The organism is Simplicispira hankyongi (assembly GCF_003570885.1).
GTDB lineage: Bacteria > Pseudomonadota > Gammaproteobacteria > Burkholderiales > Burkholderiaceae_C > Simplicispira > Simplicispira hankyongi.
Genome location: NZ_QXJC01000003.1, coordinates 651,565 through 673,244, shown reverse-complemented (window position 1 = coordinate 673,244; position 21,680 = coordinate 651,565). Strand labels below are relative to the sequence as shown.

General features: G+C 65.6%; 19 protein-coding genes. 14 read left to right on the top strand and 5 right to left on the bottom strand.

Going from position 1 to position 21,680, the window contains the following annotated elements:
- Positions 1 to 91 precede the first annotated feature (91 nt).
- The 3 genes from D3F03_RS09815 to D3F03_RS09805 all read left to right on the top strand — a co-directional run bounded on the left by D3F03_RS09815 (position 92) and on the right by D3F03_RS09805 (position 2,736).
- Positions 92 to 1,060 carry an ABC transporter ATP-binding protein gene (locus D3F03_RS09815; RefSeq protein WP_119109178.1) on the top strand — a complete coding sequence of 323 codons (969 nt, stop codon included), beginning with the start codon at positions 92 to 94 and terminating at the stop codon, positions 1,058 to 1,060.
- Positions 1,057 to 2,064 (top strand): ABC transporter ATP-binding protein, encoded by a 1,008-nt coding sequence (locus D3F03_RS09810; RefSeq protein WP_119109177.1) that lies wholly within the window; start codon positions 1,057 to 1,059, stop codon positions 2,062 to 2,064. The genes D3F03_RS09815 and D3F03_RS09810 overlap by 4 nt, the downstream gene beginning before the upstream one ends.
- 177 nt (positions 2,065 to 2,241) lie before the next feature.
- A complete protein-coding gene (locus tag D3F03_RS09805) occupies positions 2,242 to 2,736 on the top strand; it encodes a YbhB/YbcL family Raf kinase inhibitor-like protein (protein WP_119109176.1) in 495 nt (164 codons plus the stop codon).
- 126 nt (positions 2,737 to 2,862) lie between these two features.
- On the opposite strand, the gene D3F03_RS09800 is transcribed toward D3F03_RS09805, so the two are convergent.
- Complete coding sequence (locus tag D3F03_RS09800) at positions 2,863 to 3,708, bottom strand: MurR/RpiR family transcriptional regulator (protein WP_119109488.1); 846 nt, start codon at positions 3,706 to 3,708, stop codon at positions 2,863 to 2,865.
- Positions 3,709 to 3,828: 120 nt separating this feature from the next.
- Here D3F03_RS09800 and tal point away from each other — a divergent pair, with 120 nt between their 5' ends.
- Positions 3,829 to 4,776, top strand: a complete 948-nt coding sequence (gene tal, locus D3F03_RS09795) for a transaldolase (protein ID WP_119109175.1) — start codon at positions 3,829 to 3,831, stop codon at positions 4,774 to 4,776.
- Between the two features lie 10 nt (positions 4,777 to 4,786).
- On the opposite strand, the gene D3F03_RS09790 is transcribed toward tal, so the two are convergent.
- On the bottom strand, positions 4,787 to 6,277 hold the full coding sequence (locus D3F03_RS09790; RefSeq protein WP_119109174.1) for a sensor histidine kinase: 1,491 nt from the start codon (positions 6,275 to 6,277) through the stop codon (positions 4,787 to 4,789).
- 4 nt (positions 6,278 to 6,281) lie between these two features.
- The gene (locus tag D3F03_RS09785) at positions 6,282 to 6,998 is read right to left on the bottom strand and encodes a response regulator transcription factor (RefSeq protein ID WP_119109487.1); all 717 of its coding nucleotides are present in this window, start codon (positions 6,996 to 6,998) and stop codon (positions 6,282 to 6,284) included.
- A gap of 151 nt (positions 6,999 to 7,149) precedes the next feature.
- On the opposite strand from D3F03_RS09785, the gene D3F03_RS09780 reads away from it, so the two are divergent.
- The 6 genes from D3F03_RS09780 (at position 7,150) to D3F03_RS09755 (ending at position 13,700) form a co-directional block, all read left to right on the top strand.
- Positions 7,150 to 8,400 (top strand): ABC transporter substrate-binding protein, encoded by a 1,251-nt coding sequence (locus D3F03_RS09780; protein WP_119109173.1) that lies wholly within the window; start codon positions 7,150 to 7,152, stop codon positions 8,398 to 8,400.
- A gap of 19 nt (positions 8,401 to 8,419) precedes the next feature.
- Positions 8,420 to 9,604, top strand: coding sequence for a carbohydrate porin (locus D3F03_RS09775; RefSeq protein WP_245960564.1), 1,185 nt, complete (start codon positions 8,420 to 8,422; stop codon positions 9,602 to 9,604).
- A gap of 131 nt (positions 9,605 to 9,735) precedes the next feature.
- The gene (locus D3F03_RS09770) at positions 9,736 to 10,614 is read left to right on the top strand and encodes a carbohydrate ABC transporter permease (protein WP_119109172.1); all 879 of its coding nucleotides are present in this window, start codon (positions 9,736 to 9,738) and stop codon (positions 10,612 to 10,614) included.
- Positions 10,604 to 11,473: a carbohydrate ABC transporter permease gene (locus tag D3F03_RS09765; protein WP_119109171.1), complete on the top strand. Its 870-nt coding sequence runs from the start codon at positions 10,604 to 10,606 to the stop codon at positions 11,471 to 11,473. Before D3F03_RS09770 ends, D3F03_RS09765 begins: the two co-directional genes overlap by 11 nt.
- Positions 11,474 to 11,479: 6 nt before the next feature.
- On the top strand, positions 11,480 to 12,541 hold the full coding sequence (locus tag D3F03_RS09760) for an ABC transporter ATP-binding protein (RefSeq protein WP_119109170.1): 1,062 nt from the start codon (positions 11,480 to 11,482) through the stop codon (positions 12,539 to 12,541).
- Between the two features lie 181 nt (positions 12,542 to 12,722).
- Positions 12,723 to 13,700 (top strand): glucokinase, encoded by a 978-nt coding sequence (locus D3F03_RS09755; RefSeq protein ID WP_119109169.1) that lies wholly within the window; start codon positions 12,723 to 12,725, stop codon positions 13,698 to 13,700.
- 16 nt (positions 13,701 to 13,716) lie between these two features.
- Here D3F03_RS09755 and zwf read toward each other — a convergent pair whose 3' ends face one another.
- Complete coding sequence (gene zwf, locus D3F03_RS09750; protein WP_119109168.1) at positions 13,717 to 15,171, bottom strand: glucose-6-phosphate dehydrogenase; 1,455 nt, start codon at positions 15,169 to 15,171, stop codon at positions 13,717 to 13,719.
- A gap of 164 nt (positions 15,172 to 15,335) precedes the next feature.
- Between zwf and pgi the strand changes: the two genes are divergently transcribed.
- From pgi to eda, 4 genes are all read left to right on the top strand, one after another.
- Positions 15,336 to 16,895, top strand: a complete 1,560-nt coding sequence (pgi, locus tag D3F03_RS09745) for a glucose-6-phosphate isomerase (protein WP_119109167.1) — start codon at positions 15,336 to 15,338, stop codon at positions 16,893 to 16,895.
- Positions 16,896 to 16,916: 21 nt separating this feature from the next.
- The gene (locus tag D3F03_RS09740; RefSeq protein WP_119109485.1) at positions 16,917 to 18,128 is read left to right on the top strand and encodes an AGE family epimerase/isomerase; all 1,212 of its coding nucleotides are present in this window, start codon (positions 16,917 to 16,919) and stop codon (positions 18,126 to 18,128) included.
- A gap of 150 nt (positions 18,129 to 18,278) precedes the next feature.
- Complete coding sequence (gene edd, locus D3F03_RS09735) at positions 18,279 to 20,048, top strand: phosphogluconate dehydratase (protein WP_119109484.1); 1,770 nt, start codon at positions 18,279 to 18,281, stop codon at positions 20,046 to 20,048.
- Positions 20,039 to 20,671: a bifunctional 4-hydroxy-2-oxoglutarate aldolase/2-dehydro-3-deoxy-phosphogluconate aldolase gene (gene eda / locus D3F03_RS09730; protein WP_119109166.1), complete on the top strand. Its 633-nt coding sequence runs from the start codon at positions 20,039 to 20,041 to the stop codon at positions 20,669 to 20,671. The genes edd and eda overlap by 10 nt, the downstream gene beginning before the upstream one ends.
- Positions 20,672 to 20,793: 122 nt before the next feature.
- Here the strand turns inward: eda and D3F03_RS09725 are convergent, their stop codons facing one another.
- Positions 20,794 to 21,678, bottom strand: coding sequence for an ABC transporter permease (locus D3F03_RS09725; protein ID WP_119109165.1), 885 nt, complete (start codon positions 21,676 to 21,678; stop codon positions 20,794 to 20,796).
- Positions 21,679 to 21,680 lie beyond the last annotated feature (2 nt).

The following is a 21,680-nucleotide window of genomic DNA, read 5'->3' as shown; positions in this document are numbered from 1 at the left end:
GCGGCGGGGCGGCCCTTGCGCGGCTGCTGCTGGTGTGGGCTGCGCCGGTGTTTTGCGCTGCGGGGCTTCCATAGCGCAACAGACTACGCAAATGCCCCTGCTTGAAGTCAAAGACCTGGTGGTCGAATTCCCGCACCGGCGTGGCACGTTGCGGGCGCTCGACGGCATCTCGTTCGCCATCGAGCCGGGAGAAATTCTGGGTGTGGTGGGCGAATCGGGTGCTGGCAAGTCGCTGACCGGTGCTGCCATCATTGGTCTTTTGGAGCCACCAGGGCGCATCGCCTCGGGCGAGATCTGGCTCGAAGGCCGGCGCATCGACCAACTTCCACCCCAGGAGATGCGCCACGTGCGTGGCCGCCACGTCGGCGCGATCTTCCAGGACCCGCTCACCTCGCTGAACCCGCTCTACACCGTCGGGCGCCAGCTCACGGAAACCATCCTCACGCATTTGCCAATGACCCGCGCGCAGGCGCGCGAGCGGGCCATCGAGCTGCTGGCCGACACCGGCATTCCCGCGCCTGAACAGCGCATTGAGCACTACCCGCACCAGTTCTCCGGCGGCATGCGCCAGCGGGTGGTGATTGCGCTGGCGCTGGCTGCCGAGCCACGGCTGATCGTTGCCGACGAGCCGACCACGGCACTCGATGTCTCCATCCAGGCGCAGATCATCCAGTTGCTCAAAAGCGTTTGCGCCTCGCGCGGCGCGGCCGTCATGTTGATCACCCACGATATGGGGGTGATCGCCGAAACCTGCGACCGAGTGGCCGTGCTCTACGCCGGGCGCGTGGCGGAAATCGGCCCGGTGCACGCGCTCATCAACCACCCTGCGCACCCCTACACGGCAGGGCTCATGGCGGCCATCCCCGACATGGCCCAGGACCGGGAGCGTTTGCACCAGATCGACGGCGCCATGCCCCGGCTGAACGCCATTCCGCCCGGATGCGCCTACCACCCGCGCTGCCCCGAAGTGTTTGCGCGCTGCCGTGCCGAGCGTCCCGACCTGCTCGACGCAGGGGCCACGCGCGCGGCCTGCTGGCTGCATGCCAGGGAGGGTGCATGAGCGCCTTGCGCACCGCACCGCTGGTGCAGGCCAGCGACCTCGCCAAGACCTTTGACGTCTCCGCGCCCTGGCTCAACCGCGTCATCGAGCGGCGACCCCGCACGCTCCTGCATGCCGTCGATGGCGTGAGTTTCGAGATCGGGCGTGGCCAGACGCTGGCGCTGGTGGGGGAATCGGGTTGCGGCAAGAGCACGGTTGCGCGCCTGCTGGTGGGGCTGTACCAGCCGTCGCGCGGAAGCTTCCAGTTCGATGGCCAGGATGCGCACGCCGGTTTTTTGGGTGCGCAATCGCAGGCGCTGCGCCGCCGCATCCAGATGATTTTCCAGGACCCGTACGCCAGCCTGAACCCGCGCTGGCGGGTGGAGGACATCGTGGGCGAGCCGCTGCGCGAGCATGGCATGGCGAGCGGCAAGGTGGATCTGCGTGAGCGCATTGGCGTGCTGCTCGAATCCGTAGGCCTGTCGCCGCTCGACATGGCCAAGTTTCCGCACCAGTTCTCGGGCGGGCAGCGCCAGCGCGTATCGATTGCCCGGGCGCTGGCGACCGAACCCGAATTTCTGGTCTGCGACGAGCCCACCTCGGCGCTTGACGTGTCGGTGCAGGCGCAGGTGCTCAACATCATGAAGGACTTGCAGCAGCGCCTCGGCCTGACCTACCTCTTCATCAGCCACAACCTGGCCGTGGTGCGGCATGTGAGCGACGCCGTGGGCGTGATGTACCTGGGGCGCCTGGTCGAGCTGGCAGACAAGGCGAGCCTGTTTGCCGAGCCGCGCCACCCTTACACGCGCATGCTGCTCGACGCCATCCCCAAGATGCACGACACCGGCCGCGCGCGCACCCCGGTGCAGGGCGAAGTGCCCAACCCGCTCGCGCCGCCGCCGGGCTGCGCCTTCAACCCGCGCTGCCCGCACGCCAACGATCGCTGCCGCAGCGAGCGGCCGGCCCTGCTGAGTCTGGGCGGCATCCGCATCGCCTGCCATGCCGTGGAAGAGGGGCGGATCTGAGAGAGCGTCAGAGCGCGAATTTGCTCCTGTATAGATAGCTGGTAGCGCTTACCCATAAAGCGCTAGAGGCCATTTTTGCTACTATTTTTTGGCTGGGCTGAGGCTGTTGCGCGCGACACGAACGCACCCGTCTGCTACAACCCACTGTCAACGTTTTGATCGGAACAGGAGACAGACATGGGCCACTTCACCCTCAGCAGCCCCGACATTCCCGCCGGCGGCAGCGTTCCCGCGCATTTTGAGTTTGACGGCTTTGGCTGCTCGGGCCGCAACGAATCGCCCGCGCTGTACTGGAGCGGCGCGCCCGAAGGCACCAAAAGCTTCGCCCTCACGGTCTATGACCCGGACGCCCCCAGCGGTTCGGGGTGGTGGCACTGGTTTGTGATCGACCTTCCGGCGGACACGGCCGCGCTGGCACCGAATGCAGGCGCCAAGGGCGGTGTCAGCCTGCCGCAGGGCGCGCGGCAGATTCGCAACGACTACGGCGCCTTTGCCTGGGGTGGCCTGTGCCCGCCACCCGGCGACAAGCCGCACCGCTATGTCTTCACCGTGCATGCCCTGGGCGTGGACAGTCTCGACATTCCCGACGATGCCTCGGCGGCGTTGGCGGGATTCATGGTGAACGCCAACTCCTTGGCCAAGGCCAGTTTCACCTCCTCCTATGGGCGGTAGGCTGCGGCGTGCGTCAGGTCGTCGCAACTGGCGCGGCCCATACCAGCGGCCACCGCGCAAGGGCCGCCCCGCCGCGCTGGTGGCGTCCCCCCTTTGGGGGGAAGGAGCGAAGCGACATAGGGGGGATCACGTATATCGTTTCGCCCGCAGGTTGTCCTTCATCTGCTGCAGCACGGGTTGCAGCGAGCTGCCGATGCGCAGCGCCACGCAGGTGGCCAGCACGTCGATGATGAGCAAGTGCAGCAGGCGCGAGACCATGGGGCTGTAGCGGTCGTAGCCCTCGGGGTGGTCGGCGGCGAGGTGGATGTGGCAGGCGCCGGCCAGCGGGGAGCCACTCGACGTGATGGCAATCGTCGTCGCGCCATTGCGCCGTGCGATGTCCGCCGCGTCCATCAGGTCGCGCGTGCGGCCCGAGTTCGAGATGATGACCAGGCAATCGCCCTTGCCCAGCAGCGTCGCGCTCATCACCTGGATATGGCCGTCGCTGGTGGCGAGCGATGTCACGCCCAGGCGGAAGAACTTGTGCTGCGCGTCCTGCGCGACGATGCCCGAATTGCCGGCACCGTGGAATTCAATGCGCCCGCGCTGGCGCCAGGTGTCCGCCAGTGCTACCGCCGCACGCTCCAATGCGCTGGTGCTCGCCGCGTTGCGGTACTGCAGAAAGGCGGCCACGGCGTTGTCCACCACCTTGACCAGCACGTCGCCCGTCTTGTCGTCCAGGTCCACGCTGCGGTGGATGAAGGGCACGCCCTCGCTCACGCTGCCGGCGAGCTTGAGCTTGAAGTCGGCCAGGCCGTCGTAGCCCATGCTGCGGCAAAAGCGCACCACCGTGGGTTTGCTGACCTGCGCGCGCTCGGCCAGTTCGCGCACCGGCAGGCGGGCGAAGGCGCGTGGGTCGAGCAGCACCAAGCGGCCCACGCGCTGCTCGGCAGGCGCCAGCGAGGAGAGGGATGCGGTGATGCGGTCGAGCATGGTGAAGGAAGCGGAGCGGGCAGGGGGATGCGTCGCAATGTAACCCGGTTTCATGGCTGTGCAGCGGCGCATACACTTGGAAGATCCTTCTCCGTCCCACGTTTTCCCTACAGGACCCGCATGAACCAGCTCGACGCCCTCAAACAGTTCACCACCGTCGTTGCCGACACCGGCGACTTCAAGCAGCTCGCGCAGTTCCAGCCCCAGGATGCGACGACCAACCCCTCGCTCATTCTGAAAGCGGTGCAAAAACCCGACTACGCACCGCTGCTGCAATCGACCGTGGACGCCTGGCGCGGCCGTGCCCTGGACGAGGTGATTGACCGCCTGCTGGTGCGCTTTGGCTGCGAGATTCTGGCGATCATTCCGGGGCGCGTATCGACCGAAGTGGATGCCCGCCTGAGCTTCGACACCAGCGCCACCATTTCGCGTGCCGAGCGGATCATCGAGCTCTACCAGGCCGAGGGCGTTCATATCGACCGCGTGCTCATCAAGGTGGCGGCCACGTGGGAGGGCATCGAGGCGGCGCGCCAGCTCGAAGCACGCGGCATCCACACCAATCTGACCCTGCTGTTCTCCATGGCGCAGGCCGTGGCGTGCGGGCAGGCCAAGGTGCAGCTCATTTCGCCGTTTGTGGGCCGCATTTACGACTGGTACAAGAAAAACGCCGGCGCTGCGTGGGACGAGGCAGCGCGTGCGGGCGCCAATGACCCCGGCGTGCAGTCGGTCACGCAGATCTACCACTACTACAAGCACTTTGGGATTGGCACCGAAGTGATGGGCGCGAGCTTTCGCAACATCGGCCAGATCACGGCGCTGGCGGGCTGCGACCTGCTGACCATCGCGCCCGACCTGCTGGCCCAGTTGGCGCAGCGTGACGCCCCGCTGCCGCGTGCGCTCGATGCCGGCGCCGCGCGCGCCATGGACATCGCGGCCATTCAGTACGACGAGGCAGGGTTCCGCTACGCGCTGAACGAAGATGCCATGGCCACCGAGAAGCTGGCCGAGGGGATTCGTGCCTTTGCGGTGGATGCGGTGAAGCTGGAAAAGCTCATCCTGGCGGCCTGAGTTCTATTTCTCAATCAAACGATGACTTTGTCGGCTCCGCTTGCCGTACGCCTGTACTGTCTGCGCTTCGCCTTCGCGTACTCGATTGATTGGGAAACCGAACAAGTTCCCCACTGAGCGGCAGGCGCAAACCCGCGCGCAGGCCGTGCGGCTCCATCAGCTCTGCCACGGTGCGCCCACCGTGGCGCAGCGCGATTTCCTCGACGATGGACAAGCCCAGGCCGCAGCCGCCCGCTTTGTCCGAGCCGCGCCAGAAGCGCGAAAACAGGTCTGCCAAGTGCACGGGCGAGACACCGGGCCCGTCGTCTTCAACGGCCAGAGTCGCCCAGCCATCCGGCTCGGCTGTGACGCGTACCGTCACCGTCGCGCCCTGGCCGGCATAGTGCAGGGCGTTGTCGATCAGGTTGTTGAGCGCCTCGCGCAGCAGCAAGGGCTGGCCCTGCACCAGGCGCTGCGCATCGCCCTCGTAGCCCAGATCGATGTTTTGGGCCAGGGCGCGTGCGGCCCATTCGCGCGCCACTTCGCGCGCCAAGGTGGCCAGGTCAACGGGCTGCATGGCGATGCTGGCCTCCGAGCGCGCCAGCTGTAGCAGTTGGTGCACCAGATGGGCGCTGCGCCGGGCGGCAGCGAGGACTTTTTCCAGGCGCTCGCGCACCGCCGTCTCATGGCTCTCGTGCAGCGCCAGCTCGGTCTGGGCGATCAGGCCGGCGAGCGGCGTGCGCAACTGGTGCGCGGCGTCGTTCAGAAAGCGCTTTTCCATTTGCTGGCCATGCGCCACGGCTTCGAGCAGCCGGTTGATGGTGCTGGCGAGCGAATGCACCTCCTGTGGAGCCGAGGTGAGTTCAATCGGCGGCAGCGGGTCGGTGCCGCCGTGCGAGCGCGCGCCCGCGCGCTCAATCTGGGCTTCCAGGCGCTTGAGTGGCTGCAGGCCGCGCAGCACGCCGGCATAGACCAGCGCACTGAGTGCCAGCCCCATCAGACCCATGGGCAGCAGCATCTGTGCCAGCAGCTCCTGGGCAATGCGCTTGCGTACGGCGAGGCTTTGCGCCACCTGGACACGCAGCGTCTGGCGCGCCTGGGGCGTGCCGTAGTCCACGTCCAGCAGGGCGACGCGCACGGCCTTGCCATCCAGCCGCGCCGGGTACAGCAGGGGTTCGCCGACGCGTACGCCCACCGGCGGCGGGGGCGGCAGCTGGGCGTTGCCCAGCAGAAACTTGCCCGGCGGAGACGACACCATGTAGGTGATGCGGTCGGCGGGGTCTTGCTCCAGCAGGTCTTGCGCGGCCTTGGGAAAATCGACCAGCAGGCCGTCGCCAATCGGCTTGATCTGCCGCGCGAGGCCCCGCACCGACTGCGTGAGCATCTGATCGATGCCTTTCTCGCCGTTTTGCAGCGCCAATCGCCAGGCAAAAAAGCCACCGGACAACCACAGCACCAGCTGGGGCAACAGCAGCCACAGCAAGAGCTTGCGTTGCAGCGAGACGCCAGAGGCCGGGCGCATGGCGTCAGGGCTTGGCCAGCATGTAGCCAAGTCCGCGGATGTTGCGGATGGCCAGGCTGGAGGGATCGAGCTTCTTGCGCAAGCGGTGGACATACACCTCAAGCGCATTCGAATTGACCGGTGGCACCACTTGGCCGGCTTCGCTGGGGCTGGCGCGCCAAGCCGCCAGCACGTCCTCGCGGGTGACCACCTCGCCGCAGCGCTGGACCAGCAATTCCAGCAATTCCCATTCGCGCTGCGTCAGATCGAGGGGCGCTCCCTCCAACGCTGCCGTGTGGCTGCCGTGGTCGATCTCCAGGGCGCCCAGGCTCGTGATTTGACCGTTTGCAGTGCTGGTGGCATGGGTGAACGCCGGCTGGCGTGCGCGCCGCAACATCGCCTGGAGCCTGGCTTGCAGCTCCTGCATGTCGAAGGGCTTGGTGATGTAGTCGTCGGCACCGGCGTTGAGCCCGCGCACGCGGTCGTCCACGCCATCGCGCGCTGTCAGGATGAGCACCGGCAAACCAGCGATGTGGCTGCGCACCCAGACCAGCAGCTCCATGCCGTCGGCTCCCGGCAGACCCAGGTCCAGCATGATGCCGTCCACCACATGTGCCTGCAAAAGCGCCATCGCCTGGGAGACACTCGATGCCGTGTGCACGCCATAGCCCAGTTGCTGGAGCTGGCCTGTCAGTGCGTCAAGCAGTAGCGCGTCGTCTTCAACAATGAGGATCGTGACCATGGAATCGAGCATATCCGCGAAAACCGTGGGACTGGGCACTCAGGGAAAATACCAGGACGTAAATTAATTATTGTAATTAAAGTATGGCCTGCGCTGACGGCGACGTGCGTCAGGCAGCCAACCGGATTCACAACATCGAGGAGACAAGGCTATGGGGAATATTACAAAGATCGCTGCGGCCGCGATTGGTCTGGCGGCGGTCTTGTCCGCCAGTGCGGGGGAAGTGGAGGTGCTGCACTACTGGACTTCGGGCGGCGAGGCCAAGTCGGTGGCGGAGCTCAAGAAGATGATGCAGGCCAAGGGCCACACCTGGCGCGATTTTGCTGTGGCGGGTGGCGGTGGCGACAGCGCCATGACGGTTCTCAAAAGCCGTGTCATCTCGGGCAACCCGCCGTCGGCTGCCCAGACCAAAGGCCCTGCGATTCAGGAGTGGGCCGCCGAGGGTGTCCTGGCCAATATGGACCCGGTTGCCAAGGCTGAGAAATGGGACGAGGTGCTGCCCAAGGTCGTGGGCGACATCATGAAATACAAGGGTTCCTACGTGGCGGCCCCGGTCAACGTGCACCGCGTCAACTGGCTGTGGGGCAGCTCGGAGGCCTTGAAAAAGGCCGGCGTGGCCACCATGCCCAAAAACTGGGACGAGTTCTTTGCCGACGCCGACAAGCTCAAGGCAGCGGGGCTGATTCCCGTGGCGCATGGCGGCCAGAACTGGCAGGATTTCACCACCTTCGAAACGGTGGTCCTGGGCACCGGCGGCGCCAAGTTTTACCAGGACGCCCTGGTGCGGCTGGACAACAAGGCGCTGACCAGCGACACCATGAAGAAGTCGCTGGAGACCTTTCGCCGCATCAAGGCGTACACCGACCCCTCTGCCCCTGGCCGCGACTGGAACTTGGCGACGGCAATGCTGATTCAGGGCAAGGCGGGTTTTCAGTTCATGGGCGACTGGGCCAAGGGCGAGTTTCTTGCCGCTGGCAAGCAGCCGGGCAAGGATTTCCAGTGTGCTGCGGCGCCGGGCACGGCCAATGCCTTCACGTTCAACGTGGACTCATTCATCTTCTTCAAGCTCAAGGATGCCTCGGCCCGCAAGGCGCAGGCCGATTTGGCCGGCTCCATCATGAGCCCCGCGTTCCAGGAGGTGTTCAACCTCAACAAGGGGTCGATCCCGGTGCGCTCGGGTGTCTCCATGGACAAGTTCGACGATTGCGCCAAGTTGTCGGCCAAGGACTTCGCTGAAACCGCCAAGAGCGGCAGCCTGGTGCCCAGCATTGCCCACGGCATGGCGGTTCCCCCTGCGATCGAGGGCGCCATCAAGGATGCGGTGAGCCAATTCTGGAACGACGACAAGATCACGGTGGCCGATGCGATGAAGCAAATCGCAGCCGCTGCGAAAACCAAATAAACCACTGAGGGATTCCATCATGAAGAAAAGATACCGCCTCGCGGCGGTGGCTTTGGCCGCCGCATGCGCCAATGGTGCCATGGCAATGGACGTTGCCGGCTTTGAATTCAACGGTTACTCGCGTGGCGGGCCGGTATTCAACGACTCGGACGGGGTGAAAGGCGGCATGACCCTGGGTGGGGATACGCAGAAGTTCCGTCTTGGCAACGAAGGGGACAACGGCATTGAAATCAACCTGGCACGCACCTTTGATACCAATGGCGTCAAGTGGAAAGTGAACTACATGCCCTCCAAGTGGGGCAGCGGCAAGGTCGGTACCGAACAGGCCTATGTGGAAATGAGCGGCCTGCCGTTCGCCCCGGAAGCCAAGTTCTGGGCTGGTCAGCGCCGCCTGCGCATCCAGGACGTGCACATCGTCGACTACTTTCTGTTGAACTACGGTGACAACGAGGGGGCCGGCGTGACGGATATTGCCGTTGGCAACATGAAGCTGGGGATCGGCGTCTTTAGCGGTGACAAGTTCGACGGCAATCTGCCGACCGGGGCCAAAGCCCACCGCGTCAACGCCGATCTCTCGGAGATAAATACCAATCCGGGTGGCAAGCTGCGGGTGCTGCTGACGGCGGTGGGGGGCAGTGGCCAGGTCAATGGCGGTTCGGGCACCGGCATTTCGATTTCGCACAACCAAACCGATTTTCTGGTCAAGGGGCTGAACAACGCGCTGTTCCTGCAAAGCTCACAGGGCCATGCGCGTATCGACGGCGAGTTTGAGTCGATTGACGGATTGAACGCCGGCAAGCGTGTGACGCGCATCGCGGACTCGATCAACTGGCAGCATGGGCCCTTCGGTGGGCAGGCCTTGGCCGCCTACCAAACCAGCAAGTCCGATCTTGGGGGGCCAACGACCAAAGACTTCTCGCTGGGCGGGCGGGCGTCGTACGCCTTCACCGAGCATGTCAAGGCGCTGGCCGAGGTGTCGACCACCACGCGCAAGGGCGTGGGGGCAGATCAGCGCTTGAACAAAATCACCCTGGCAGCCGCGCTGGCGACAGGGGCGGACTTCTGGTCGCGTCCTGAGCTGCGCCTGTATGTGACCCGGGCCAACTGGAACCAGGCGGCGGCCGTGGCCAATGCGGGGAGTTTCGGCGCCAACGGGAAAACCTCACGCACGTTGGTGGGCGTGCAGTACGAGGTGTGGTGGTAAGAGGGGTAGTGAGTTAACCAAGGGTTGCTTTGTTCTTGGGGGCGCCTCGGCGCCCCCCTTTTTATGCAGGCAGCATGGGCTGGCGTGGGCAACACCCGGTCCTGCGCCATGCAGAACACAACGTTTAAGCAATGAAGAATTCATTTGAACACTGGCTTCCCAAGGTGGTCGTGGCACCCGCCTTCGTGCTTGGGTTTGCCTTTATTTATGGCCTGATGGTCTGGAATGGGGCGCTCAGCCTCACGACCTCGCACATGCTGCCCAACTACGAGTGGGCGGGCCTGGCGCAGTACCGGGAACTCTGGGGCATGGAGCGCTGGTGGGTGGCCCTGAAGAATCTGGGCATTTTTGGTGTCGGCTATGTCGGCGGCTCTCTGTTGATCGGTGTGCTGCTGGCGGTGCTGCTGGACCAGAAAATCCGCGCCGAAGGCGTATTGCGCACCATCTACCTCTACCCCATGGCGCTGTCGTTCATCGTCACGGGAACAGCCTGGAAGTGGCTGCTCAACCCTGGCATGGGCATCGAGAAGCTGGTGCGCGGCTGGGGCTTTACGGGGTTCACTTTCGACTGGCTGGTGGATACCGACAAGGCGATCTACTGCCTGGTGATTGCCGGCATCTGGCAGAGCGCGGGTTTTGCCATGGCGCTCTTTCTGGCGGGCCTGCGGGGCATTGACGACAGCATCATCAAGGCGGCGCAGGTCGATGGCGCCTCGCTGCCGCGCATCTACTGGCGCATCGTGCTGCCGGCGCTGCGGCCCGTGTTCTTCTCCACGCTGATGGTGCTCTCGCACCTGGCGATCAAGAGCTTTGACCTGGTGATGGCGCTCACGGCCGGCGGCCCCGGCTACGCCACCGATGTTCCGGCGACCTTCATGTACACCATGTCCTTCTCGCGCGGCCAGGTGGGCCTGGGCGCGGCGAGCGCCACCATGATGCTGGCGACCGTCGCGGCGCTGGTGGTTCCCTACCTCTATAGCGAATTGCGGAGCAAGCCCCATGAACACTAAGCGCTCTGTGGCCCCCTCAGTGGGCCGTCTGCTCGTGTACGCGGTGCTGGCGCTGGCCACGGCCTTCTTCCTGCTGCCGCTCTACGCCATGCTGGTCACCTCGTTCAAGGACGCGCAGGAGATCCGCTCCACCTCGCTCCTGGCCCTGCCGAGCGCGCTCAATGGCGACGCCTGGCGCATGGCTTGGTCGGGGGCCTGCACGGGGGTCGATTGCCATGGCCTGCAGCCGTTCTTCTGGAACTCGGTGTTGATGGTGGTGCCAGCGGTGCTTATCTCCACCGTCTGGGGCGCCCTCAATGGCTACGTGCTCAGCCTGTGGAAGTTTCGCGGCAGCGATGCGCTGTTCGGTCTGCTGCTGTTTGGTGTGTTCATGCCCTACCAGGTGGTGCTGCTGCCGATGAGCCAGGTCCTCGGCTGGCTGGGCTTGTCGAGCTCGATCGGCGGGCTGGTGCTGGTGCACTGCCTGGCCGGATTGGCAGGCACGACGCTGTTTTTCCGCAATTACTACGCCGCGATTCCGAAAGAGCTGGTGAATGCCGCGCGCATGGATGGCGCGAGCTTCTGGCAGATTTTCTGGCGCATCGTGCTGCCACTGTCCACGCCCATCATCATGGTGGCGCTGATCTGGCAGTTCACCAACATCTGGAACGATTTTCTGTTTGGCGTGGTGTTCTCGGGGGCCGACTCCAAGCCGATCACGGTTGGGTTGAACAACCTGGCCAATACGTCGAGCAGCGTCAAGGCCTACAACGTGGACATGGCCGCGGCCATCATCGCGGGTTTGCCCACGATGGTGATCTATGTGCTGGCGGGTCAATTTTTTGTGCGCGGCCTCACGGCTGGTGCCGTCAAGGGATAAAGAATCATGGCGTCTTCACTGGAAATTTGCGGCATCAACAAGCGCTTTGGCAAAGGCGACAAGAGCGTGGAAGTGCTGCAAAAGATCGATATCCACGTCGCCCCGGGCGAGTTCCTGATTCTCGTCGGCCCCTCTGGCTGCGGCAAATCGACGCTGCTGAGCATCATTGCCGGGCTGGCCGAGCCGAGCGAGGGCGAAATCCGCATCGCGGGCAAGAACGTCGTCGGCATGGCGCCGCGCGACCGCGACATCGCCATGGTGTTCCAGAGCTACGCGCTCTACCCGACGCTGTCGGTGGCCGACAACATCGGCTTTGCGCTGGAGATGCGCAAGATGCCCAAGGCCGAGCGCCAGAAGCGCATTGCCGAAGTCGCCGCCATGCTGCAGATCAGCCACCTGCTGGAGCGCCGACCCGGTCAGCTCTCGGGCGGGCAGCGCCAGCGCGTGGCCATGGGGCGGGCGCTGGCGCGCCAGCCGCAGCTCTTTCTGTTTGACGAACCGCTCTCCAATCTGGACGCCAAGCTGCGCGTGGAGATGCGCGCCGAGATCAAGCGCCTGCACCAAGCGAGTGGCATCACCAGTGTCTACGTCACGCACGACCAGGTCGAGGCCATGACACTGGGCTCGCGCATCGCCGTCATGAAGGGCGGCGTGGTGCAGCAACTGGGCTCACCGCACGACATCTACAACCGCCCGGCCAACACCTGGGTGGCGAGCTTCATCGGCTCGCCGACCATGAACCTGCTGCGCGGTACGCAGGTGGGTGGCCTGTTTGACTTGCCGCAGGTGCCGCTGGCACTCGCGGCGCCGCAGGGGCCGCGTGAGCTGCTGCTGGGCGTGCGTCCCGAGCACCTGGAGCTGGTCGACGGCGCTGCCTGGCGCGGCGAGGTCAGCGTGGTAGAGCCCACCGGGCCCGACACCTATGTGACGGTGGATACCGCTGCGGGCAGCGTCACGCTGCGCACCGACGCCCAAAACCGCGTGCAGCCGGGGGAGCGTGTCGGGCTGGCGGTTGCGCCTGCCCATGCCCACTGGTTTGACGCCCGGACGGAAGACCGCATCGCCTGAGCGCACGCTGGGCTGGCCGGCCAGCGGGTTGGTGTGGCTTGGTCCTCTGCCCGCTGTGGTCTGGCGCCATCGGAAAATTTGGAGTAAAAATTGGCTTTTGCGCATATACCATATGCGCTTCAAGCTACATAAATAATAGCTTTCCGCTCCAAGAAGTTTTGGGGCGTGCAGCGGCCGTCTTATGCAAATTTCTCGCCTTCTTGCCGACATTGGCGGCACCAACATCCGCCTTGCCTGGCAGGCCGTGCCAGGCGGTACGCTGAACGATATCCGTGTACAGCCCTGCGGCGACTACCCCACGCTGACAGCGGCGGTGCAGGACTACCTCGCGCAGGTGCAAGTGCCCGAGCCGCGCGAGGCTGCGTTTGGCATCGCCAACCCGGTCACCGGGGACGCCATCCACATGACCAACCACCACTGGAGCTTTTCGCAGCGCGCCGTGCGCGATGCCCTGGGCTTGCAGCGGCTGGTGTTTGTCAACGACTTCACCGCGCTGGCGCTGGCGCTGCCGCGGCTCACCTCGGAGCACCTGCGCCCCGTGGGGGGCGGCGAGGCGGTGGCGGGCAGCGCTGTGGCGCTGATCGGGCCGGGCACCGGCCTGGGTGTCTCGGGCCTGGTGTTTCCGCCGGGCAGCGAGGAGGGCGTGCCGATTGCCGGCGAGGGCGGCCACGTGTCGCTTGCGGCGCACACGCAAAAAGAGTTCGATGTCATCACCTTGCTGCACCAGCGCTACGGCCATGTCTCGGCCGAGCGCGCCGTCTCGGGCGCCGGGCTGGTGGAGCTGTACCACGCGCTGCGCCAGCTCGACGGGCAGGAAGGGCGGGAGGTGAGCGAGGCGGCGCAGGTGACGGGCCTGGCCTTTGAACAGCACGACGCCCTGGCCTTGCAGGCGCTGGAGATGTTTTGCGGGTTTCTGGGCAGTGTCGCCGGCGACCTGGCACTCACCTTGGGCGCCAAGGGCGGCGTGTACCTGGGCGGCGGCATCGTGCCGCGCCTGGGAACCTGGTTCGACCAGTCGAGCTTTCGCGCGCGCTTTGAAGCCAAGGGGCGCTTCAAGGCCTACCTGGCTTCCATCCCCTGCTGGGTGGTGGACCCCGGTGGCGCGCCGGCGCTGTACGGCGCGGCATGCGCGCTCGACAGTGGCCGGCCGTCGGCCTAAGCCGGCGGCCGGCGGCTCAAACTTCCTCGCTCCAGCAATGGCCTTCGCGCGCAATCATGGCGCTGGCGGCGCTTGGGCCCCAGCTGCCCGCGGCATAGGGCCTCGGGCCCGTGGGGTCGTTGCGCCAGTGCTGCAGGATGGGTTCCACCCAGCGCCAGGCTTCCTCCTGCTCATCGCTGCGCACAAACAGATTCAAGCGCCCGGCAATGACGTCGAGCAGCAGGCGCTCGTAGGCGCCGACGCGCTCGGCACCAAAGCGCTGATCGAAGTCCAGGTCCAGGCTGACCTGCGAGAGCGCCGGCTCCGCCTGGTGCTGGCTGGCGCTTTGCGACAGCAACTGCAGTTCCAGTCCATCCTTGGGCTGCAGGTTGATGACCAGCCGGTTGGTCGCACCGCTGGGTGTGCGGAAAATGGGGTGCGGCACCGGGCGGAAATTGATGGCGATGTGGGCGTCGCGCCCTGCCAGGCGCTTGCCGGTGCGGATGTAGAACGGCACGCCAGCCCAGCGCCAGTTGGCGATCTCGGTGCGCAGGGCCACAAAGGTTTCGGTGGTGCTGGTGGGCGCAACGCCCGCTTCTTCCAGGTAGCCAGGCACCGCACGGCCATTCACCGTGCCGGCCGTGTACCGCCCGCGCACCACATGGTGCGCCAGTGTCTCGGGGGTCCACGGTTTGAGCGACTGCAGCACCTTGAGCTTTTCGTCACGGATGGCGCTGGCGCTGGCGTTGATCGGTGGCTCCATGCCAATGGCGCAGAGCAGTTGCAAGGCGTGGTTTTGCACCATGTCGCGCAGCGCGCCGGTCTGGTCGTAGAAGGCGCCGCGCGTCTCCACGCCCAGGTCTTCGGCAATCGTGATCTGGATGTTGGCAATGGTCTCGCGCCGCCACAGTGGCTCGAACAGGCTGTTGCCAAAGCGCAGCGCAAACAGGTTCTGCACCGAGGGCTTGCCCAGGTAGTGGTCGATGCGAAAGATCTGGTCTTCCTTGAGCACTGTGCGCAGCAGCGCATTGATGGTGCGGTTGGACTGCAAATCGTGGCCCAGGGGCTTTTCCAGCACGATGCGCGTGGTCGGTCCGTTGAGGCCCGCCGCGCCAATCTGCTCGGCCACCGAGGTGAACAGCGCGGGAGCTGTCGCCAGGTACATCACCAGCGAGTCGGCATGGCGCTCGCTCACCAACGCAGCCAGGCGCGCGTAGTCGGCGGGCTGCGACAGGTCCATGCGCAGGTAGTGCAGCATGGCGCCAAACTGCGTGAACTCTTCGGCGGTGGGCCGCTTGGCCAGCTCGACCCGGCCGGCACGCTCGGCCATCAGCTCGCGGTACTGCGCATCGCTCAGGTCGTCGCGTGCCACGCCGATGATGCGGCCGCCCGGCGGCAGGGTTCCGTGGCGAAACGCCTGGAACAGCGCGGGCATCAGCTTGCGCCACGCCAGGTCTCCGGTTCCACCAAACAGCACCAGATCGAAACTCATGAACACTCTCCGTATGGGTTTGCCAGAAATTGTAATCAAGTTACATTGTTATTGACTAAATTGGGACAATATTTTCCAGAAATATAGGCAAAAACATGTAATTTTGTTACCATATCACCTGAATTTTGCCGTAACCTCTTCCCTGAAATTGCAAGGAGCCAAGCGTGCCACGCTGTGACCAAACCCCGGAGTGGCGGCAACTGCAAGCGCACTGCCGCGACCAGGGCCGCACGCTCGATCTGCGCGAAGCCTTTGCCCACGATGCGGGGCGCTTCGGGCATTTCAGCCAACAGGCGCCGGAGGTCTTTGCCGATCTGTCGAAAAACCTCTGGAGCCGCGAGACCGAAGCGCTGCTGCTGCAACTGGCCGCCGGCTGCGATGTCGAGGGCCAGCGCGACGCCATGCTGCGCGGCGACCCGATCAACACCACCGAGCAGCGCGCCGTGCTGCACACGCTGCTGCGCCGGCCCGCCGGCCTTGCCTTGCCCGGTGATAGACCCGAGGTGGTTGGCCTGCTGGCGCAGGTGCACGGTACGCTGGAGGCCATGCTGGCGTACGCCGAGCAACTGCGCGCCGACAGCCGCATCACCGACGTGGTCAACATCGGCATTGGCGGCTCTGATTTGGGCCCGGCGATGGCGGTGCGCGCGCTGGCGGCGTACCGCATCGCGGGCAAGCGCCTGCATTTCGTCTCCAATGTCGATGGCCATGAGCTCGATGCCGTGCTGCAAGGCGTGCAGCCGCAGAGCACGGTGTTTCTCATTGCCTCCAAGACTTTCACCACCACCGAGACCATGGCCAACGCGCACTCTGCGCTGGCCTGGTTTGCCGCGCAGGGGGCGCGCGATGTGGGCCGGCACTTCATTGGCCTGACCACCAACACCCAAGCGGCGGCGGCACTGGGCATCACCACCTGTTTTGGTTTTTGGGACTGGGTGGGCGGCCGGTATTCGCTGTGGTCGGCCATTGGTCTGGCGCTGGCCATTGCCGTGGGAGCGGAGCATTTCCGTGCCTTTCTGGCGGGCGCGCATGCCATGGACGAACACTTCCGCACCGCGCCTGTCGCCAGCAACCTGCCGCTGCGCCTGGGGCTGCTCGATGTCTGGTACCGCAATTTTCTCGGGTTCACCAGCCGCTGCATTGCTCCTTACCATGCGGCGCTGGCCCGCCTGCCGGCCTATTTGCAGCAGCTTGAGATGGAAAGCAACGGCAAGCGGGTGGACCAAAGCGGCGCGCCGGTCGCAGGCGGCACGGCACCCGTGCTGTGGGGCGAGCCCGGCACCAATGGGCAGCATGCGTTTTTTCAAATGCTGCACCAGGGAACGGACGTCATCCCGCTGGAAATCATCGCCGTGCGCCAGGCGGCCCATACCTTGCCCGGGCACCAGGACCAGCTCCTGGCCAATGCGCTGGCGCAGGCGCAGGCCTTGATGCTCGGGCGCGAGCACGGCGACGGCCACCGCGATTTTCCGGGCAACCGACCCAGCACCTTCTTGCTGCTCGACGCGCTCACCCCGCGCGCACTGGGGGCACTGCTGGCTTTGCAGGAGCACCGCGTGTTTGTCAGCGGCAGCCTTTGGGGCATCAACAGCTTCGATCAGTGGGGTGTCGAACTGGGCAAGGTACTGGCGCTGGACCTTGCCGCCCGTCTGGCCAGCGGCACTACCGCCGGGCTGGATGGTTCGACCGCCGGGCTGCTGCGGCGCTTGCGTACCCCTGCGTAGCACGGCATGGAGACGCTTGGCATGGCGGTTTCCCGCCCCGACTTCCGCTCCAGCGACTTCCTGCTGGCGCACATGCGCCAGACCATGGCGTTCTACGAGCCCGTGGCCACCGACCCGAGCGGCGGCATGTACCATTTTTTTCTCGACGATGGCACGGTCTACGACACCCGCACGCGCCACCTCGTGAGCGCGGCGCGCTTCGTCGTGACGCACGCCATGCTGTACCAGACCACGGGTGAGCAGCGCTATCAGGCGGGCATGCTGCACGCGCTCGGTTTTTTGCGCCGCGCGTTTCTGGACCCGTCCAGCGGGGGTTACGCCTGGCAGATCGACTGGCACGCGGGGCGGTCCACGGTGCTCGACCCCACGCGGCACTGCTACGGCATGGCGTTTGTCATGCTGGCCTACGCCTGGGCGCTGCGGGCCGGGGTGGCCGAGGCACGCGCCTGGCTGGCCGAGGCGTTTGACACCACCGAGGCGCATTTTTGGTTGCCAGGCGCCGGGTTGTATGCCGATGAGGCGGCGCCCGACTGGACGCTTGCCGACTACCGAGGGCAGAACGCCAATATGCACGCCTGCGAGGCCATGATCGCCGCGTTTCGCGCCAGCGGCGAGGTGCGCTACCTGGCGCGCGCCGAGCAACTTGCCCAAGGCATCTGCCAGCGCCAGGGTGCGTTGGCGCAGGGTTGGCCGGGCTGGATCTGGGAGCATTTTCACGCCGACTGGTCGATCGACTGGGACTACCACCGGCACGACAAAAGCAACGTCTTTCGCCCCTGGGGGTTTCAGATCGGCCACCAGACCGAGTGGGCCAAGCTGCTGCTGCAGCTCGATGCTCTGGCACCGGCCCCCTGGCATCTTCCCTGTGCGCAGTTCCTGTTCCATGCCGCGCTCGATAAGGGCTGGGACGCTGTCCACGGCGGCATCGTCTATGGCATGGCGCCGGACGGCAGCGTCTGCGACGGCCACAAATACCACTGGGTGCAGGCCGAGAGCCTGGCCGCCGCCGCGATGCTGGCGCTCGCCACCGGCGACATGCAGTACTGGAACTGGTACGACCGTATCTGGGTCTATTGCTGGGAGCATTTTGTGGACCATGGGCACGGGGGCTGGTTTCGCCTCCTGGACCAGGCCAACCGAAACCACACGCGCGAAAAGAGCAATGCCGGCAAAGTCGATTACCACAACATTGGCGCGTGCCACGACGTGTTTCAGGCGCTTGCAAGGGCATGAAGAAGGCCGCAGCGAGCGCAACGAATCGACACGACACGACAAAGCCAGTCAATCACCATGAATTTGTAATGAACCCGCCTGCGCACCAGAAGCCATGCACCACAGAGTTGCTTTCGCTGCGCCGGATAGGGGTCACTGATGGAGCCCACCATGCATGAAACCGTAGAGCGCGTGACCGCACGCATCGTTCAGCGCAGCGCCGAAACGCGCGCTGCCTACCTCGCCTATGTCGACGCCATGATCGCGCGCAGGCCGCCACAGGATCGCATGGGCTGCGCCAACCTGGCGCATGCCTACGCCGCGCTGCCCGGTGCCGACAAGCTCAAGGTTACGGTGGAAAAGGCGCCCAATATCGGCATCGTCACTGCCTACAACGACATGCTCTCGGCCCACCAGCCCTACCAGGGCTTCCCGGCGGTGCTGCGCGACGAGGCCAAGCGCCTGGGCGCCACGGTGCAGGTGGCGGGCGGCGTGCCCGCCATGTGCGATGGCATCACCCAGGGCACGCCGGGCATGGAGCTGAGTCTGTTTTCGCGCGATGCCATCGCCATGTCTACCGCCATTGCCTTGTCGCACGACGTGTTTGATGGCGCCTTGCTGCTGGGCATTTGCGACAAGATCGTGCCCGGCCTGCTGATTGGCGCGCTGCACTACGGCCACCTGCCTTGCGTGTTCGTGCCCGCCGGCCCGATGGGCACGGGAATCTCCAACAAAACCAAATCCAAGGTGCGGGAGGACTACGCCCAGGGCAAGGTGGGCCGCCCGGAGCTGCTGGCGTCCGAGCAGGCCGCGTACCACAGCCCCGGCACCTGCACCTTCTACGGCACGGCCAACAGCAACCAGATGCTGCTCGAAGCCATGGGCCTGCATGTGCCCAACGCCGCTTTTGCCCACCCGGCCAGCCCCGAGCGCGAGCAGTTCACGCGCGATGCCCTGGCCACCGTGCTGAACATTGGCAAGCGCGGCGCGCGCTTCACGCCCATCGGCTATTTGGTGGACGAGCGCTGCATCGTCAACGCCATGGTGGCCTTGCTGGCCACGGGCGGCTCGACCAACCACCTCATCCACTGGGTGGCGGTGGCGCGCAGCGCGGGCATCTTCATCGACTGGACGGATTTTGATGAGTTGTCGTCCGCCGTGCCGCTGCTGGCACGCGTCTATCCCAATGGCGACGCCGACGTGAACCAGTTCCAGGCCGCAGGCGGACCGCCCTGGATCCTGCGCGAGCTGCTGGACGCCGGGTTGATGCACGCGGACGTGCTCAGCGTGAATGCCGGCGGCATCCGCGCCGGTGCGAAGGCCGCACCGGCGGTCTCGGGCGACGAAGGCGTGGTGCGCACGGCGGCGGCGCCGTTCTCGCCCACGGGCGGGCTGCGCCTGCTGCAAGGGCGGCTGGGCCGCGCCGTCATCAAGGTGTCTGCCGTGCCGGATGACCGGCATGTGGTCGAGGCGCCAGCGCGTGTCTTCGATTCGCAGGAGGCCTTGTTGGCCGCGTTTGATGCGGGCGACCTGCAAGGCGACCTGGTGGCGGTGGTGCGCTTCCAGGGCCCCCGCGCCAACGGCATGCCCGAGCTGCACAAACTCACGCCGCCGCTGGCCGTGCTGCAAAACAAGGGCTTGCGCGTGGCGCTGGTGACCGATGGGCGCATGAGCGGCGCTTCGGGCAAGGTGCCTGCCGCCATCCACGTCACGCCCGAAGCCCTGGGCGGCGGACCGCTGGCGCGGGTGCGCGATGGCGACATCGTGCGTGTCGATGCTGACGCCGGCACGCTCGACGTGCTGGTGAGCGCAGAAGAATGGGATGCGCGTGCGCCCGCACAGAGTAGCGCCCCGCCCGCGCACACCTTCGGACGCGATCTTTTCCACAACTTCCGGCAGAACGCTGCCGGTGCCGAACAAGGAGCCTGCACATGGCTTTGAAGACCCAGGATTTGCCCGGTTTCGGGCCTGTCATTCCCGTCATCGTGATCGAGCGCGAGGCCGACGCGCTGCCGCTGGCGCGCGCGCTGCTCGCTGGCGGCGTGCGGGTGCTGGAAATCACCCTGCGTACGCCTGCCGCCCTGCCGGCCATTGCAGCGATTGCGCGTGCCTTGCCCGACGCCATCGTCGGCGCGGGCACGGTGCTGAACGCCGAGGATGCGCGGCGTGCCAAAGAAGCCGGCGCGGTGTTTGCCGTGAGCCCCGGCTACACCCACGCCGTGGGCGCGGCCTGCCGCGCACTCGCCTTGCCGCTGCTGCCCGGCGTGGCGACCTCGGGCGAGATCATGGCCGCCCTGGCGGACGGCTACGACTTCCTCAAGCTGTTCCCGGCGCAGGCCGTGGGCGGGCTCGGCTTGCTCAAGGCCTGGGCCAGCCCGTTTGGCGCCGTCGGCTTCTGCCCTACGGGCGGTATCACAGCGCAGTTGGCGGGCGACTACCTCGCGCTGCCCAATGTGCGCTGCGTGGGTGGCTCGTGGCTGACGCCGCCCGATGCCGTGCGCGCAGGCGACTGGGCGCGCATCACGGAACTGGCGCAGGCCACGCACACGGTAGGTAAAAAATAAGTGAAATTGGCTGCTAGCGCTTATCTGATAAGCGTTAGCAGCTATTCTTTAGATAGTAAAAGTTTGTCCCCTGTGTGATCCTGAGCGGTCAAGGGCGCAGGCTGTCACTTGGTGGGCACCCCTCAAAACACGGTGGGGCGCCACTTCAGCAATCGCGTTTCCAGCCGGGTGAGCAGGAAGTCGGCCACCAGGGCGACCACGGCGAGCACGATCATCGCGGCGAACACGCCACTGGCGTTGAAGGCGCCCTGCGCGGTGGAAATCAACAGGCCCATGCCCTGCTTGGCGCCGAGGAACTCGCCCACCACTGCACCCACCAGGGCAAAGCCAAAGCTCACGTGCAGGCTGGCCAGAATCCAGGACATCGCCGAGGGGATGACGACCGAGGTGGTCAACTGGCGGGGCGAGGCACCCAGGATGCGGGCGTTGGCGATCAGGTATTTGTCGGCCTCGCGCACGCCCTGGAAGGCATTGCCGAACACGACAAAAAACACCATCACCACGGCGAGTGCCACCTTGGACGCCATGCCCAGCCCCAGCGCGATCACAAAGACCGAGCCCAGCACCACGCGCGGCACCGAGTTGGCGATCTGGATGTACAGGCTGAAGATATCCGACAGCAGCTTGTTGCGCCCCAGCAGGATGCCGGCAATGATCCCGCTGACGCCGCCGATCAGGAAGCCGAGTATGGTTTCCTCCAGCGTGACGGCCACCTGCATCCAGAGAGAACCCTGCGAGGTGCCGTTGCGAATCCAGTCCACGATCTGCGCCCAGATCAGCGACGGCTGCGAGTAGAAGAAGGGGTCGATCCACTTGCGGTTGGCGGCCAGCTCCCAGCCGCCGAGCACGGTGACCAGCACCGCGATGCGCAGGCCGATGATGACAAAACGGTGCCGGCGGATGGCGGCCTGTGCGAGCGTGGATTCGCGCGCCAGCGCTTCGTCGCTGAGCGAGGTGGGCAGCGCGGCTTTGCCCGGCGTCACGCTGTGGGTGGCAATGGCACTCATGG

Coding starts and splice junctions, on each gene's coding strand:
- D3F03_RS09815 (WP_119109178.1), top strand. CDS start 92: ATGCCCCTGCTTGAAGTCAAAGACCTGGTGGTCGAATTCCCGCACCGG.
- D3F03_RS09810 (WP_119109177.1), top strand. CDS start 1,057: ATGAGCGCCTTGCGCACCGCACCGCTGGTGCAGGCCAGCGACCTCGCC.
- D3F03_RS09805 (WP_119109176.1), top strand. CDS start 2,242: ATGGGCCACTTCACCCTCAGCAGCCCCGACATTCCCGCCGGCGGCAGC.
- D3F03_RS09800 (WP_119109488.1), bottom strand. CDS start 3,708: ATGCTCGACCGCATCACCGCATCCCTCTCCTCGCTGGCGCCTGCCGAG.
- tal (WP_119109175.1), top strand. CDS start 3,829: ATGAACCAGCTCGACGCCCTCAAACAGTTCACCACCGTCGTTGCCGAC.
- D3F03_RS09790 (WP_119109174.1), bottom strand. CDS start 6,277: ATGCGCCCGGCCTCTGGCGTCTCGCTGCAACGCAAGCTCTTGCTGTGG.
- D3F03_RS09785 (WP_119109487.1), bottom strand. CDS start 6,998: ATGGTCACGATCCTCATTGTTGAAGACGACGCGCTACTGCTTGACGCA.
- D3F03_RS09780 (WP_119109173.1), top strand. CDS start 7,150: ATGGGGAATATTACAAAGATCGCTGCGGCCGCGATTGGTCTGGCGGCG.
- D3F03_RS09775 (WP_245960564.1), top strand. CDS start 8,420: ATGAAGAAAAGATACCGCCTCGCGGCGGTGGCTTTGGCCGCCGCATGC.
- D3F03_RS09770 (WP_119109172.1), top strand. CDS start 9,736: ATGAAGAATTCATTTGAACACTGGCTTCCCAAGGTGGTCGTGGCACCC.
- D3F03_RS09765 (WP_119109171.1), top strand. CDS start 10,604: ATGAACACTAAGCGCTCTGTGGCCCCCTCAGTGGGCCGTCTGCTCGTG.
- D3F03_RS09760 (WP_119109170.1), top strand. CDS start 11,480: ATGGCGTCTTCACTGGAAATTTGCGGCATCAACAAGCGCTTTGGCAAA.
- D3F03_RS09755 (WP_119109169.1), top strand. CDS start 12,723: ATGCAAATTTCTCGCCTTCTTGCCGACATTGGCGGCACCAACATCCGC.
- zwf (WP_119109168.1), bottom strand. CDS start 15,171: ATGAGTTTCGATCTGGTGCTGTTTGGTGGAACCGGAGACCTGGCGTGG.
- D3F03_RS09740 (WP_119109485.1), top strand. CDS start 16,917: ATGGCGGTTTCCCGCCCCGACTTCCGCTCCAGCGACTTCCTGCTGGCG.
- edd (WP_119109484.1), top strand. CDS start 18,279: ATGCATGAAACCGTAGAGCGCGTGACCGCACGCATCGTTCAGCGCAGC.
- eda (WP_119109166.1), top strand. CDS start 20,039: ATGGCTTTGAAGACCCAGGATTTGCCCGGTTTCGGGCCTGTCATTCCC.
- D3F03_RS09725 (WP_119109165.1), bottom strand. CDS start 21,678: ATGAGTGCCATTGCCACCCACAGCGTGACGCCGGGCAAAGCCGCGCTG.